The 15414-nt window shown below is 71.6% G+C and carries 10 protein-coding genes; 7 read left to right on the top strand and 3 right to left on the bottom strand.

Translation table 11 applies throughout. From position 1 onward, the window contains the following. Window positions 1-36: 36 nt before the first annotated feature. From ACYVO7_RS02975 to ACYVO7_RS02960, 4 genes are all read left to right on the top strand, one after another. Window positions 37-867, top strand: a complete 831-nt coding sequence (locus ACYVO7_RS02975) for an ABC transporter permease (protein ID WP_460448346.1) — start codon at window positions 37-39, stop codon at window positions 865-867. Next, on the top strand, window positions 864-1745 hold the full coding sequence (locus tag ACYVO7_RS02970; RefSeq protein ID WP_460448345.1) for an ABC transporter permease: 882 nt from the start codon (window positions 864-866) through the stop codon (window positions 1743-1745). Before ACYVO7_RS02975 ends, ACYVO7_RS02970 begins: the two co-directional genes overlap by 4 nt. Before the next feature lie 99 nt (window positions 1746-1844). Next, complete coding sequence (locus ACYVO7_RS02965) at window positions 1845-2945, top strand: 2Fe-2S iron-sulfur cluster-binding protein (RefSeq protein ID WP_460448344.1); 1101 nt, start codon at window positions 1845-1847, stop codon at window positions 2943-2945. Then, window positions 2942-4945 carry a mechanosensitive ion channel family protein gene (locus ACYVO7_RS02960; protein ID WP_460448343.1) on the top strand — a complete coding sequence of 668 codons (2004 nt, stop codon included), beginning with the start codon at window positions 2942-2944 and terminating at the stop codon, window positions 4943-4945. The genes ACYVO7_RS02965 and ACYVO7_RS02960 overlap by 4 nt, the downstream gene beginning before the upstream one ends. Window positions 4946-4949: 4 nt before the next feature. Here ACYVO7_RS02960 and ACYVO7_RS02955 read toward each other — a convergent pair whose 3' ends face one another. Genes ACYVO7_RS02955 through ACYVO7_RS02945 form a run of 3 tightly spaced genes read right to left on the bottom strand, consistent with a single transcriptional unit; the run spans window position 4950 to window position 11646 of the window. Then, window positions 4950-5825: a transglutaminase family protein gene (locus ACYVO7_RS02955; protein ID WP_460448342.1), complete on the bottom strand. Its 876-nt coding sequence runs from the start codon at window positions 5823-5825 to the stop codon at window positions 4950-4952. Beyond that, window positions 5822-8329 carry a circularly permuted type 2 ATP-grasp protein gene (locus ACYVO7_RS02950; protein ID WP_460448341.1) on the bottom strand — a complete coding sequence of 836 codons (2508 nt, stop codon included), beginning with the start codon at window positions 8327-8329 and terminating at the stop codon, window positions 5822-5824. The genes ACYVO7_RS02955 and ACYVO7_RS02950 overlap by 4 nt, the downstream gene beginning before the upstream one ends. Beyond that, window positions 8329-11646 carry a transglutaminase family protein gene (locus ACYVO7_RS02945; RefSeq protein ID WP_460448340.1) on the bottom strand — a complete coding sequence of 1106 codons (3318 nt, stop codon included), beginning with the start codon at window positions 11644-11646 and terminating at the stop codon, window positions 8329-8331. The genes ACYVO7_RS02950 and ACYVO7_RS02945 overlap by 1 nt, the downstream gene beginning before the upstream one ends. 221 nt (window positions 11647-11867) lie before the next feature. On the opposite strand from ACYVO7_RS02945, the gene fumC reads away from it, so the two are divergent. The 3 genes from fumC to ACYVO7_RS02930 all read left to right on the top strand — a co-directional run bounded on the left by fumC (window position 11868) and on the right by ACYVO7_RS02930 (window position 15409). Further along, window positions 11868-13259 carry a class II fumarate hydratase gene (gene fumC, locus ACYVO7_RS02940; protein ID WP_460448339.1) on the top strand — a complete coding sequence of 464 codons (1392 nt, stop codon included), beginning with the start codon at window positions 11868-11870 and terminating at the stop codon, window positions 13257-13259. A 103-nt stretch (window positions 13260-13362) separates the two neighbouring features. Continuing rightward, window positions 13363-14295 (top strand): dihydrodipicolinate synthase family protein, encoded by a 933-nt coding sequence (locus tag ACYVO7_RS02935; protein ID WP_460448338.1) that lies wholly within the window; start codon window positions 13363-13365, stop codon window positions 14293-14295. Window positions 14296-14308: 13 nt separating this feature from the next. Then, window positions 14309-15409, top strand: a complete 1101-nt coding sequence (locus ACYVO7_RS02930; RefSeq protein WP_460448337.1) for an NAD(P)/FAD-dependent oxidoreductase — start codon at window positions 14309-14311, stop codon at window positions 15407-15409. Window positions 15410-15414: the final 5 nt, after the last annotated feature.

The raw sequence follows: 15414 nt of genomic DNA, 5'->3' as shown, positions 1-15414 counted from the left end.
CTCCCGGGAGGAGAAGGGACGCGCGCTGCGAGCCTCATGACCGAATCCCGCCTTCTCGCCCTCGGGCTCGTGGCGCCGGCGCTCGCGCTGGTCGCGGCGCTGTTCCTGTATCCGCTCGGCTATTCGCTGGTCGCGGCCTTCAGCCAGAACGGCCAGCCGAGCCTCGCCCACTTCGCCAAGGCGTTCGACCTCTACTCGGTCGACATCCTGTTCACGGTGTTCATCGTGCTCCTGTCGGGCGCGCTCACCGCGCTGGCCGCGATCGCGATCGCGGGCGTTCTGACCCTGGGCGAGACGCCCTGGGTGGTGTCGATCCTGCGGGCTCTCTACCGCTGGCCGCTGTTCATCCCCTTCATCGTGGCGGGCCAGTGCATGCGCACCTTCCTGGCCAAGAACGGGCTGATGAACAACACGCTGGTCGAGCTCGGCTTGCTCGACGCGACGCAGACCGCGAGCCTGCTCGACTGGCGCGGCATCGTCATCACCTTCGTGTGGAAGCAGGCGCCCTTCGTCACGCTGCTGCTCGCCGGCGCGATGGCGTCCCTCGACCGGGCCACGATCGAGGCCGGCCGCAACCTCGGCGCGTCGCGCCTGCGGGTGCTCTTCGAAATCATCCTGCCCCAGGTGCTCCCCACCCTGATGGTGGCCCTGGTGCTCTCCTTCGTCACCACCATGTCGGTCCTTTCCGTGCCGATGATGGTGTCTGGCTCCCAGCCCACCATGGTGACGGTCGACATGGCCTTCAGGATCAACGCCTACGGTGACTACCCGGTGGCGAACGCGCTGGGGGTGATCTCCTACGCCATCACCGGGCTGGCGGCCTGGTTCTACCTGCGGCGCTCGGTGCGCAAGGATGCGCCCGCATGACGGCCCAGGACCTGAGAGGCCTTCGCGAGCCGGCGCTTCCGGGCCACGCCCCGACAGCCGGCCTGGCGCGCCTGCGCGCCCCGGCCGGGGCCCTGCTGAAGGCCGCCGCGCTGGCCGTCTTCGCGTTCTGGCTCGCGGGCCCGCTCGTGAACCTGGCGCTGTGGTCCGTGGCGGAGCGCTGGTACACGCCCTTCAAGCTGCCCGTCACCTATGGGACGCGCTACTGGGAGGTGGTGTTCCGCCCCACCGGCGACGCCATGGCGTCGCTGGGGACCAGCGTCAGCATCGCGCTGGCCGTGGTGGTGGTCGCGCTGGCGATCTCCGTGCCGGCCGGCTATGCGCTGGCGCGGCTGCGGCTGCCGTTCCGCACCGCGATCATGATCGCCTTCCTGCTGCCGCAGGCCTTCCCCTCGGTGGCGATCTACATCAACGTCGCCCGGATCTTCTACTCGATCGGCCTCGCCGGCACGGTGACGGGCGTCGTCCTCGTCCACGCCGCGCACGCCCTCGTCTACTCCGTCTGGATCGCCTCGGCGGCCTTCGCGGCCGTGGACCGCGACCTGGAGCTGGCGGCGCGCAACATGGGCGCCGGGCCGATGCGCAGCTTCCTCACCGTGACGCTGCCCCTGGCCGCGCCCGGCATCATCGCCAGCGCCATCTTCGTCTTCCTGGAATCGCTGGACGAGTTCACCGGCACCTTCTTCGTCGGCGTCCCGCAGGTCACCACGCTTCCGCTGCTGCTCTACAACGCCAGCATGGGCGGCAACTACCAGATCGCCTCCATCACGGCGCTGATCCTGCTCGTCCCCTCCGTGCTGTTCATGCTGGTCATCGAACGCTTCCTCAAGGCGGACGTGCTGAGCAAGGTCGGCCAATAGGCCGATCACGACGCGCTCACCGGGATGTGTCGCCGCGCTGCTCGACAAGCGTGAACGCTGCACGCATGCTCCGCCGACACGCGTGGAACCACAGTCCTGATGCCGGCATCCCTGATGGTCAGAACCAGCCGCCTCGTGAGCGGCCTCGTGCTGATGCTGTTCGTGACGGGGCACCTGATCAATCTGGCGCTCGGCCTCGTCTCCATCAACGCCATGGAGGCCGGGCGAGCCTGGCTCGCCGCCCCGTGGCAGACCGGGCTGGGCGAGCTGCTGCTGGCGGCGGCGGGGATCGTGCATCTCGCCACGAGCCTCGCCTCGATCGCAGCGCGGCGCAGCGCCGCTTTCCGGCGGACCGACTGGGTGCAGGTGACGCTGGGCCTGGCGGTCGTCCCGCTCCTGGCCGGGCACGTCGTCGTGGCCCGCGTCAGCTGGTCCGTGATCCCGAATCTGGAGATCAGCTACCCGGTGATGCTGGCCGGCTTCTGGGTGCTGACCCCCGTCAACGCCTTCCAGCAGCTCTTTGTCGTGCTGGTCGTCTGGGTCCACGCCGCCATCGGCCTGCACATGTGGCTGGCGGCCCGTTCGGGGAGCCGCGCGGACCGGCTCGTCACCCCGCTCCTCTTCGGACTGCCCATCGCGGCGCTGCTCGGCTTCGCGCAGGCCGGCAAGGAGATCCTCGCCCGCATGGCGCAGGACGGCCCTTTTCGGACCGGCGTCGAGCAGGCCTGGAGCATGCTGAACGCCAACTTCCCCATGCTCATGGGCGTGAACGCCGCAATCCAGCGCGTCTACATGGTCCTCGCCTTGGGCGCGCTCGCCACGATGCTGGCCCGCATCCTGCGGGCCCGCGGCTCGACCGTGCGGGTGGACTATGACGACGACCTGATCGGCGTGGGCCGCGCCGGACTCTCCATCCTGGAGATCAGCCGCCTGAGCGACGTCCCGCATGCGAGCCTGTGCTCCGGGCGCGGACGGTGCGGGACCTGCAGGGTCCAGGTGATCGCCGGGGCGGAGAATCTCAGCCCCGCGGACGCCATCGAGGCGCGCGTGCTGCAGGGCGCGGGACCGGACGTCCGGCTCGCCTGCCGGGCGAGGCTCATGGCCGGGGAGGCCGCCGTGACGCGCCTCGTCCGGCCGGACGCCGACGTGGCCGTCCCGCACAGGCCGGCGCATCCGCCGCTGGCGGAGGTCTCGGCATGAGGCGCGCCGGATCGCCTGCGGTTCTGGCGGCCTCGGCGGGCCTGATCGCGCCCGCATGGGCCGGGGCGGGCCCGTCCACCGCCATGATGGATCGCGGCCTGCTCGCCATCCTGTTCCCGCTGCTCGAAACCGCCCAGGGCCGCCTCGCCGAGAGCGTCCGCCATGCGGCGCTGGCGCGAGACGACGCGCGCCGACTCGCGGCCGAGTGGAGCGCCGCGCTGCAGACCGGCGACGGCGTTCGCTCCTTCACCTTCGGGCTGGTGATCTTCATCATCGCGGGCGGGCTGGAGTGGATGTATTGGACCTACGCAGTCCCGGCCCTGCGCGACGCCGAGGCGTCCGCGCCCGGCCCGCGCGCCGCCGCCCTAAAGCTGGCGCTGCGCACCGCCGCGCTCAGGCTGGCGGGCGCGATCATCTTCGGGCTCGCGCTGCTGGCCGCCTCCGCGGCTTTCGCGTGGCCCCCGGGCGTGCAGGACGCGGTCGTCACCATGGCGGTGATGGTCACCGCCGTCCGGGTGGTCAGGGCCGTGGCGTTCGGCGTCCTCCAGCCCGGCGCGCCGCGCCTGAGGCTCGTCAGCATGGGCTCGCGCCGGGCCAGGCGGGCGACGCTGGCCGTCACGATCATCGCAGCGCTGTTGTCGGCCGCGCTCTTCGCGCCTGACCTCCTGGTCGAACTGTCGGACGCCGTGCACCTGGCGGCGTCGATCCAGATCGCCGGCGTGGTCCTGGCCTCCGCGCTGGTCTATGCGGCCGCCCGCGCTTCCGAAAAGCGTCGGCCCGCTCCGCCGCCCGGCAGCGCGCGGCGTCGGCTCCACGCCGTCCCGCGCACCTTCTGGGCGGTCCTCTGGCTCGGTCTTTTCGGCCTGCTCTGGGCCGGCAACGCCCAGGCGCCCGCGGCCACGCTCCTGATCCTGACCCTCACGGCGGCGGCCGAAGCCGTCGCGCGCCGCTGCGTGCTGTTCGTCTTCGACGCGCTCGACGCCGGGACCTCGTCCGATCCGGACGAGGCGCCGCCGTCCCGATCGCCAGTGCTGCGCGACCTGACGCTGCGCTTCGCCCGCTTCGTCATCGCGGTCGCCGGACTGGGCGCCTGCGCCTGGGTGTGGGGCGCGCCCTTGTTCTCCATGGACGCGGCCACCGGCGTCGGCGGGGTCTGGGCCTCCCGCATCCTGGGCGCGCTGGCCCTGGCGCTGCTGGCCGACATGGCGTGGGCTGCGACCTGCGGGGCGATCGACAGCAAGCTCGACCGCATCGCGGCGGTCTCGCGCGACCCCGAGGCGGGCTCCCAGGCGCGCCTCGTGACGCTGCTGCCGCTCTTGCGCAAGGCGACGGGCGTCGCCATCGCGGCGCTGCTGGTCCTGTCGGCGCTCTCCGTGTTCGGGATCGAGATCACGCCCCTGCTGGCCGGCGCCGGGGTGGTGGGCATCGCGGTGGGCTTCGGGGCCCAGACCCTCGTGCGCGACATCCTCTCCGGCGTGTTCTATCTCGTGGAGGACGTCTTCCGCATCGGCGACTACATCGAGGGCGGCGGGTCGGCGAAGGGCACGGTGGAGCGGATCACGCTGCGCACCGTGGCGCTGCGCCACCAGAACGGGCCGCTGCACTTCGTTCCCTACGGGGTGCTCGGCTCGGTCAAGAACAACTCGCGCGACTGGGTGATCGACAAGTTCGAGATTCCGCTGCCGATCGACGTCGACAGCGAATTCGTGCGCAAGATGGTCAAGAAGATCGGCCAGGCGATGCTGGAGGAGCCCGAGTTCGCCGGCGTGATCGTGGAGCCCCTCAAGGCGAAGCTCTACCGCATCCAGCCCGGCGTGAAGATCTTCCGCTGCAAGGTGCAGACCCCTCCGGGGCGCCAGTTCGAGGTGCGCTCGGAGGCCTACCGCCGCATCGAATCGGCCCTGCGGGAGGCCGGCGTCCGTTTCGCCGACGCCGGCCCCGTGCTGGTGCAGGCTCAGGCGGCCCCGGCGGCCCCCGCGCGGGCCGTGCAGGACGCTTAGCGCGTCACAGAGGCACGACGTCGACCTCCACCGACAGCCGGTGGCCCTGCGCCGACATCACCACGCCCGAGACCGGCGCCACGTCCGCATAGTCGCGGCCCACGGCGAGCACCACATGGTCCTCTCCGGCCAGCACGGCGTTGGTCGGATCGAAGCCGAGCCAGCCGACGCCGGACCCGCACCAGACGGAGGCCCAGGCGTGGGTGGCGTCCGCCCCCACCAGCCTCTCTGCGCCGGGGGGAGGGATGGTGCGCAGATAGCCGCTGACATAGAGCGCCGGCAGGCCAAGCCCGCGCAGGGCGGCGATCATCAGATGGGCGAAGTCCTGGCACACGCCCCGGCGGGCCACGAGCACCTCGGCGACCGGCGTGGACACCTCGGTGGCCTTCGGGTCGTAGGCGAAGTCCTCGTAGATCCGCTCCATCAAGGCGCGGACCGCCTCGACGACGGGGCGGCCCCGCGGGAACGACGTCTCCCCGTAGGCGGTGACCTCGGCCGACACCGGGGCGAAGCGGGACGGGAAGAGCGCGTGCACCGGCGAGTCCGGCCCGAGGTCGGGGTGCTCCGCCGCTGCCTCGCGAACCTGTTCCCAGGGCTCCGACATCATCGGCGCGAGGGCGGTCGGCGGGTCGACCTCGATGCGCGACACCGCCCGCACGGTGAGCTCGTCATGCGGGTCGGCGAAGGCGACGTTGGTGCTCCAATTGCCGAAGAAGTCGCGGTGCCGGTCCATCTCGACCGGCTTCGGAACGATGTGCAGCGCGTGCGACAGCACCCGCTGGCCGGGGCGGTCGGCCGGTTCGATGTTCAGCTGGCACCGGGCGAAGGAGACCCGCGACTCGTATTCGTAGGTCGTCGTGTGGGTGACTTCGTAGATCACGCCCCCTCCTCCTCGGGATCGAGCGGGCTTTGCGAGAAGAAACGGCTGGAGATCTCGGTCGAGAGCTCCATGAGGCGGTTCTCGATCGCCAGCACGTCGTCCATCTGGAGGTCGTCGACGTCGATGACGCGCAGCGAGGTCGCGATCTGGAGCACGATCTTCTGCGGCAGGTCCAGCGCCGCATGGGTGGGCAGATTGCTCAGCGCCGCCAGATGATCCTGGATGCGCGCCACCTGGAACGCGACCGCGCGCGGATTGCCGTCGTCCAGGGCCACGAGATCGACCACCGGGAGCCGCAGGGCGCCCATGAGGTAGCGGGCCCGATAGGTGATCTGGCTGTCGGTGATCTCAAGCAGCGCGTCCAGGCAGGGCGCGGTGGCGCTCGCATCGGCCAGGCGGCGGACGCAGCGCCCGGTCAGCACGCCGCGCTCGATGCGCCGGCCGATCTCCAGGAAGCGCCAGCCCGAGAGGCGGTTCATGTTCTCCTGAACGAGGCCCGAAAACGCCGCCATGATCCGCAGCGACTGGTCGCAGAGGTCCAGCGCCTCCGCCTGGCTGACGGCCTCGCCGCCATGCGCGAACAGGGAGGCGAGGTCGGCGAGGGCCCGCACCGCGTCGGTCGAGAGGCGGTCGCGGATCACCGAGGCCGTCCGCCGCGCCTCGCCCAGCAGGCTCAGCGCCGATCCGGACCGCGCCTTGCTGCGCAGCGCGGCGTCGACAGCCAGCGGAGCGGCGCCTTTCTGGTGCGCGGGGAGGGGTCGCATCGCCCCCCAGGCGACCAGCAGCTCGGTCAGCCTCGTCACCGCCTCGCGGGCCGGGCCGGAGCTCTCCGTGCTCTCCACCAGCAGCCCCGCGAGGCAGCGCACCACGCGCACCGTCGCTTCGGCCCGCTCCAGATAGCGCCCCAGCCAGAACAGGTTCTCGGCGGCGCGGCTCGGCAGATAGCCGATCACGCGCTTGATGGCGACGCGGTCGGGGCTGGGCAGGAGCGTGACCTGCTCGACCGGCTCCTCCGACGTGATCCAGACGTCCGCCGATCGGTCGCCGAGCTGCATCGACAGGGCGCGGGCGTCCTGCGTCTCGGAGACGCGACAGAACCCGCCGGGCATCACCTCCCACCCGTTCGCGGTGGACACCACATAGGCGCGCAGCGTGAAGGGGCGCGGCTCCAGCCTGCCGCCGCGCCAGACCGGCATGGTGGAGAGGCGAACCACCTCCTGCCCCACCACGTCGAAGCCGCGGCGCTCCAGGATCGATTCCAACCTCGCCCGGTCCTCCCGGCCGAGGTCGGCGCCCGGCACGGGCTCGGCCCCGAACGGCCAGTCCGCGACCCTGGCGTAGGCCGGCGCGATGGCGAGCGCCTCGAGATGGCTCCGCACATGCTCGCGCTCGGCCCGCTGGCCGCACCACCAGGTCGCCACGTTCGGCAGGCTGAGATCGCGCCCAAGGATCGTGCGGGCCAGCGACGGCAGGAAGCCCAGCAGCGCCCGGGTCTCCAGCACGCCTGCGCCCAGCGGGTTGGCGAGCACGACCTTGCCGGCGCGCACGGCCTCGACGAGGCCTGGAAGGCCGATCCGCGAGGAGCCGGCGAGCTCGATCGGGTCGGCGAACTCCGCGTCCAGGCGCCGCACCAGCACGTCGACGCGCTTCAGGCCCGCGATGGTGCGCACGAAGACGGAGCCGTCCTGGACGGTGAGGTCGCCCCCCTCCACCAGCAGGAAGCCCAGATAGCGCGACAGATAGGCGTGCTCGAAATAGGTCTCGTTCAGCGCGCCGGGCGTCAGCAGGCAGATGCGGGACGCCTCGCGTCCGGCCTGCTCGGCCAGCGCGCCGCGCCAGGTCTGGAAGAACGGCGCCAGCCGGCGGACATTCATGGAGCCGTAGAGGTCCGGCGCGGCGCGCGACAGCGCGATCCGGTTCTCCAGCGCGTAGCCCATGCCGGAGGGCGCCTGGGCGCGGTCGCCCAGCACCCACCAGCGACCGTCCGGCCCGCGGCCGAGATCGGCGGCGTAGACCTGCAGGCGCCGCCGGCCGCGGGTCGGCAAGCCCACCAGCGGGCGCAGGAAATCGGGGCTTCCGGCCACCAGCGCGGCCGGCAGGGCGCCGTCGGCCGCGAGCCGGCCGGGTCCGTAGACGTCGTCCAGCACCGCGTCGAGGAGCTCCGCCCGCTCCACCAGCCCGGCCGCGATCTGCGACCATTCGGCGTCCGGGATGACGAGCGGCACATGGCTGAGCGGCCAGGAGCGCTCGCGGCTCTCGCCCGCGTCATAGACGCGGTAATAGACGCCGGAGTCCCGCTGGTGGCGGTCCGCCAGCGCGAAGGCCCGGTCCACTTCGGCCGGATCCCCCGACAGCCCCTCCACCACCGGCGCCCAATGCGGCCGGAGCCGGCCGGCCTCGTCCACGAACTCGTCGCGGATGCCCGGCAGCGGCTTGTAGCCGCCCACCAGGGCCGAGGCCCTGGCGCGGTCGTCCTCGCCGGCCGATCCGGTCGCCTGGATCATCAGGCCCATCCCGGCGGGCGGCGAAGGTCGAGCGTCATCGGAAACTCCGTCGACGGCTCGGCCCGCGGCGGGACGACCGGGCCCGGCGTATGGCCGAACGGCTCGAACCGCGCGAGGCGGCGCGCCTCCGCCTCATAGGCGTTGACCGGGAAGGTGTCGTAGCTGCGGCCGCCCGGATGGGCGACGTGGTAGACGCAGCCGCCCAGCGAGCGGCCGTTCCAGGCGTCGATGAGGTCGAAGGTGAGCGGCGCATGGACCGGGATGGTCGGATGCATGCCGGAGGCCGGCTTCCAGGCTTTGAACCGGACGCCCGCGACCGCCTCGCCGGGCGTTCCGGTGCTGGTCATCGGCACGCGGCGGCCGTTGCACGACACGACGTGGCGGGCCGGGTTCATGCCCTCCACCTTCACCTGCAGGCGTTCGACCGACGAGTCGACGAAGCGCACGGTCCCGCCGATCGCGCCGGTTTCGCCCATGACGTGCCAGGGCTCCAGCGCTTGGCGGATCTCCATGTCGACGCCGCCGGCCTCGATGCGCCCGCAGAACGGGAAGCGGAACTCGCGCTGCGCCTCGAACCAGACCGGGTCGATGTCGTAGCCCGCCCGCCGGAGATCGGCCACGACCTCCAGGAAATCTCCCCAGAGCACGTGCGGCAGCATGAACCGGTCATGCAGGCCCGTGCCCCAGCGGGTGAGGTCGCCGCGCTGCGGCTCGCGCCAGAACCAGGCCACGAGCGCCCGCAGCAGCAGCTGCTGCGCGAGGCTCATGCGGGCGTCGGGCGGCATCTCGAAGGAGCGGAACTCCACCAGTCCGAGCCGGCCCGTGGGGCCGTCCGGAGAGAACAGCTTGTCGATGCAGATCTCGGAGCGGTGCGTGTTGCCGGTGACGTCGACCAGGAGGTTGCGGAATAGGCGGTCGACGAGCCAGGGCGGCGTCGGCGGTCCGCCCGGCTCCGAGACCATCCGCATCGCGATCTCGAGTTCGTAGAGCGAATCGTGGCGCGCCTCGTCGACGCGCGGCGCCTGGCTGGTCGGGCCGATGAACAGGCCGGAAAACAGGTAGGACAGCGCCGGGTGGCGCTGCCAGTACAGGACGAGGCTCTTGAGCAGGTCCGGCCGACGCAGGAACGGGCTGTCATGCGGCGTCGCGCCGCCGATCACCACATGGTTGCCGCCGCCGGTGCCTGCGTGGCGGCCGTCGATCATGAACTTGTCGGTTCCCAGCCGGGCGAGCCGGCCCTCCTCGTAGACGCCCTGGGTGATGTCGACCGCCTCGCGCCAGCTGGCGGCGGGCTGCACGTTCACCTCGATGACGCCGGGGTCGGGAGTGACCTTCAGCACATTGATGCGGGGGTCCTGGGGCGGCGCATAGCCCTCGATGCGGACCTGCAGGCCGGTCGCCCGGGCCGTGTCCTCCACGGCGGCGATCAGTTCGAGATAGTCCTCCAGCCGCTCGACGGGCGGCATGAACACATACGGGATGCCGTCGCGCACCTCGAAGGCGACGGCGGTCCTGACCGCGCCCTCGACGGCGACCTGCTCGACGACCTCCTGGGTCGCCGCGCCCTCGGCGGTCGGAGCGTGGATCCGCGGCTGCACATGCGCGGCGATGACGTCCGCCGGCGGCAGCGGCGGCCGGTCCTCGCCCGGGTCGGCCGGCACCACATAGGGGTAGGACGCCTTGGGGATGTGCGGCAGCCCGCCGAGCGGAAGCCGGAACCCCACCGGCGAGTCGCCCGGCACCAGCAGCAGCTTGCCGCGGCGCAGCCTCCAGCGTTCCGTCTTCCAGCGTCGGTCGGCCGACTGGGCGTTCCAGGCCTGGATGGGCAGGGCCCAGCCGGTGGCGCGGCCCAGGCCGTGCTCGAAGACGCGCGCGATCCGGGCCCGCGCCTCGGGGTCGTCGAGCTTGGAGTCGAGCGGGTCGACGTTGCCGGGGAGTTCGGCCTCCTTCAGGATCCAGTGCGCCGGGTCCTCATAGGCCGGCACGGCGAATTCGGCGCCGACTCCCAGCCGGTCCGCCACGCCCCGCGCGAGGCGCTCGGCGTCCTCGGCCACGAGGGGTTTCTCCGGCGTCTCCAGCGCCAGCAGCGACGGGTCGCGCCAGACCGGCTCGCCGTCCTTGCGCCAGTAGAGCGCGAAGGTCCAGCGCGGCAGCGATTCTCCGGGATACCACTTGCCCTGCCCGTGATGCAGGAAGCCGCCCGGGGCGAAGCGCTCGCGCAGCCGGCGCACCAGCGCATCGGCCTTTTGGCGCTTGGTGGGCCCGACGGCGGCGGTGTTCCACTCGTCGGCCTCGTAGTCGTCCACGGAGACGAAGGTCGGCTCGCCGCCCATCGTGAGGCGCACGTCCTGCGCGGCGAGGTCGCGGTCGACCTGCTCGCCCACGGCGTCGAGCGCCTTCCAGGCCTCGTCCGAGAAGGGCAGGGTGACGCGCGGCGCCTCCTCGACGCGGGTCACCTCCATGGCGAAGTCGAAGGTGACCTCGGCGAAGCCGACCATGCCGCTGATCGGCGCGGCCGAGCGGTAATGCGGGGTCGCCGCCAGGGGCAGATGGCCCTCGCCGCAGAACAGCCCCGAGGTCGGGTCGAGCCCGATCCAGCCCGCGCCGGGGATGTAGACCTCTGCCCAGGCGTGAAGGTCGGTGAAGTCGTGGTCGGTGCCGGCCGGCCCGTCCAGGGCCTTCAGGTCATGCTTGAGCTGGATGAGGTATCCCGACACGAACCGCGCCGCGAGGCCGAGACGCCGCAGCACCTGGACGAGCAGCCAGCTCGTGTCGCGGCACGAGCCGGAGCGCAGCGTCAGCGTCTCGTCCGGCGTGTGGACGCCGGGCTCCATGCGGATCAGATACTGGATCTCCTGCTGGAGGCGCTGGTTCAGCCCCACCAGGAAGTCGACGATCGCGGTCGGCTGGCGCGGCACGGCGGCCACATAGGCGTCGAGCGCGGGGCCGCCCTCCTCGCTCTCCAGATAGGGCTTCAGCTCATGCGCGAGCTCGGCCGGATAGGCGAACGGGAAGGTCTGCGCGAAGTCCTCGACGAAAAAGTCGAACGGGTTGACCACGGCGAGCTCGGCCACGAGGTCGACCTCGATCTTCAGCTCGCGCGCCGGCTCCGGGAAGACGAACCGGGCCAGCCAGTTGCCGTGCGGATCCTGCTGCCAGTTGACGAAGTGGTTGGCCGGCGAAACCTTGAGGGAATAGCTCTTCACGGGGGTGCGGCAATGCGGGGCCGGGCGCAGGCGGATCACCTGCGGGCCGATCGCCACGTCCCGATCATAGACGTAGTGCGTGACGTGATGGAGCGCGGCGACGATGGACACGAGGCTCTTCCCGGTTCGCGACGGTGGAGAGCCGCCGTCGCGGCTCACGTTAGTCTCAAGGGGACCTGAGGCAAGGGCCGTGCCGTCGTGGAGGGCTGTCGTGCACAACGGATGGGCGCCGCTCCGGCCGGCCGCCGGGCCGCGCGCGCCGAAACCGTCTTCCGTCCGCCGCGTTTGCGCCAGAAGCTGAGCGCCCGCGCGCCGCCCGCCAGGAGGATGACATGGCCGAGACCCGCATCGAAACCGACAGCTTCGGCCCCATCGAGGTTCCCGCCGCCCATTATTGGGGCGCGCAGACGCAGCGCTCCCGGCAGAATTTCGACATCGGCGTCGAGAAGATGCCGCCGCCCCTGATCGACGCGCTCGTGTTGGTCAAGAAGGCCGCGGCGCTGGTCAATCGCGATCTCGGCGAAGTCGAGCCGAGGATCGCGGACGCCATCGCGGCCGCTGCCGACGAGGCCCTGGCCGGGCGCATGGAGGGAGAGTTTCCGCTGGCGGTCTGGCAGACCGGCTCGGGCACGCAGACCAACATGAACGTCAACGAGGTCCTGGCCGGGCGCGCCAACGAGGCGCTCGCCGGAACGCGCGGCGGCAAGACGCCCGTCCATCCCAACGACCACGTCAATCGGGGGCAGTCCTCCAACGACACCTTCCCGACCGCCATGCATGTCGCGGCGGCGCGCGAGATCCACGGCCGGCTCCTCCCCGCGCTGGAACGGCTGCAGGCGTCGCTCGACGCCAAGACCCTGGAGTTCGCCTCGATCGTCAAGATCGGCCGCACCCACACCCAGGACGCGACGCCGCTGACCCTCGGGCAGGAGTTTTCCGGCTACGCCGCGCAGGTCCGGCTCGGCCGCGAGCGCATCGAGCGGGCCCTGCCCGATCTCTATCCGCTGGCCCAGGGCGGCACCGCGGTGGGGACGGGGCTGAACGCCCATCCGCAATTCGCCGAGGCCATCGCGGCGAAGATCGCGGAGCTGACCGGCCTGCCCTTCACCAGCGCGCCGAACAAGTTCGAGGCGCTCGCCAGCAATGATGCGCTGGTCTACGTGCATGGCGCGCTGAACGCGCTGGCGGCGGGGCTGTTCAAGGTCGCCAACGACATCCGCTTCCTGGGGTCCGGCCCGCGCTCGGGCCTCGGGGAGCTGATCCTGCCGGAGAACGAGCCCGGCTCCTCGATCATGCCCGGCAAGGTCAACCCGACCCAGTGCGAGGCGATGACGATGGTGTGCGCCCGCGTGTTCGGCAACCAGACCACCGTCACGGTGGCGGGCAGCCAGGGGCATTTCGAACTCAACGTCTATAAGCCGGTGATCATCGACGCCGTGCTGCAATCCGTGCGGCTGCTGGCCGACGCCTGTGACAGCTTCCGCCAGCATTGCGTGGACGGCGTCGCGGCTGACACCGCCCGCATCGACGACCTGATGCGCCGCTCCCTGATGCTGGTGACGGCCCTGGCGCCGAAGATCGGCTACGACGCCGCCGCCAAGGTGGCCAAGACGGCGCACCAGAACGGAACCACCCTCCGCGAGGAGGCGCTCCGGCTGGGGCTCGTGGACGAACGCGAATTCGACGAACTCGTCCGGCCCGAAACCATGGTGGGCCGCTCCTGACGCGGCGCGCGAGGAGCCGCCCTGCGCCGGGCGGCCTTGCCGCGCCGCCCCGTGCGGCTTAGAGGCTGGGGCGCGCAAGACGAAGAGCGGCCCGGAGAGCTCCATGTTCGGCATTCACGCCAAGGGCGTTTACCCCATCGCCCCGACCCCCTTCACGGACGCGGGCGAGATCGACCTCGCGTCGACCGACCGCATGGTGGACTGGTACCGGGAGATCGGGGCCACCGGGATGACGATCCTGGGCATCATGGGCGAGGCGCCCAAGCTCGACCAGGCCGAGGCGCTGGCCTTCGCGACCCGGTGCATCCGGCGGGCCCAGGGCCTTCCGGTGCTGGTCGGCGTCTCCGCCCCCGGCTTCGCCGCCATGCGGTCGCTGGCGCGCGCCGTCATGGACGCGGGCGCCGGGGGCGTCATGATCGCGCCGCCTCCCTCCCTGCGCACGGACGACCAGATCGTCGGCTACTACGCGCAGGCCGTCGAGGCGATCGGGACGGACATCCCGTTCTGCATCCAGGACTATCCGCTCACCCTGACGGTGGTGATGACGCCGAAGGTCATCCAGCGGATCATCATGGACAACCCGTCCTGCGTGATGCTGAAGCACGAGGACTGGCCCGGCCTGGAGAAGATCTCCACCCTGCGCCGGTTCGAGCAGGAGGGGACGCTGCGGCGGGTCTCCATCCTCACCGGCAATGGCGGCCTGTTCCTCGACTTCGAAATGGAGCGCGGCGTCGACGGCGCGATGACCGGCTACGCCTTCCCGGAGATGCTGGTCGACGTGGTCCGCCTCTCGGCGGCGGGCGAGCGCGACGCGGCGCACGACATGTTCGACGCGCATCTGCCGCTGGTGCGCTACGAGCAGCAGCCGGGCATCGGCCTCGCGGTCCGCAAATACGTCCTGAAGCGCCGCGGCGTGCTGGCCTCCGACGCGCAGCGCAAGCCGGGCGCCGGGATCAGCGCCACCGCCAAGGGCGAAATCGAATACCTGCTGTCGCGGGTCGCCCGGCGCGATCCACGCGCCGGCAAGCTGTCTTGAGCGCGCCCGCCCGATGAGCGACGTCGACGCCATCGTGGTCGGAGCCGGCGTGGTCGGCCTCGCGGTCGCGCGGGAGCTGGCGCTGTCCGGCCGCTCGGTGATCGTGCTGGAGCAGGCCGAGGGCGTCGGGACCGAGACGTCCTCGCGCAACAGCGAGGTGATCCACGCCGGGCTGTACTACCCGACCGGCAGCCTGAAGGCCCGCTTCTGCGTCGAGGGCAAGGCGCTGCTCTACGCCTTCTGCGAGAGCCACCACGTTCCGCACCGGCGCTGCGGCAAGCTGGTCGTCGCCACCGACGAGGTGGAGCTCGCCGCCGTCGACGCCATCCGGCGCAAGGGCGAGGCGAATGGCTGCGACGACCTGACGATGATCACGGCCGGGGCGGCGCTCGCCATGGAGCCCGCGCTGTCCTGCGTCGGGGCGCTCTGGTCGCCCTCCACGGGCATCATCGACAGCCACGCCTATATGCTGGCCCTGCAGGGCGACGCCGAGGAGGCGGGCGCCGCCTTCGCGTTCCACACGCCGTTCCTGCGCGCGGACGCCACCGGCAACGCCATCGTGGTCGAGACCGGCGGGGCCGAGCCGATGCGGATCACGACGGGAGCGCTGGTCAATTGCGGCGGCCTGCACGCGTCCAGCGTGGCCGGAGCGATCGAAGGGCTTCGGCCGGACCAGGTTCCCGAGACCCTCTACGCCAAGGGCAACTATTTCGTGCTGATCGGGCGCGCGCCCTTCAGCCGGCTCATCTATCCGGCGCCGCACACGCACGGGCTCGGCGTCCATCTCACCATCGATCTCGGCGGGCAGGCGCGGTTCGGGCCCGACGTCGAATGGATCGACGAGATCTCCTACGAGGTCGACCCCGCCCGGGGAGAAGGGTTCGACGCCGCCATCCGGAAATACTGGCCCGGCCTGCCGGAGAACGCGCTGGCGCCGGGCTATTCGGGCATCCGGCCCAAGATCGCCGGCCCGCACGATCCCGCGCCGGATTTCCGCATCGACGGACCCGGCGAGCACGGGGTTCCCGGGCTGGTCAACCTGTACGGGATCGAAAGCCCCGGCCTGACCGCTTCGCTGGCGCTCGCCGCCGAGGTCGTCCGCAGGCTGGCCTGAGCGGG

It is taken from the genome of Alsobacter sp. SYSU BS001988, assembly GCF_054796215.1.
This window is presented reverse-complemented; position numbering and strand designations above follow the sequence as displayed.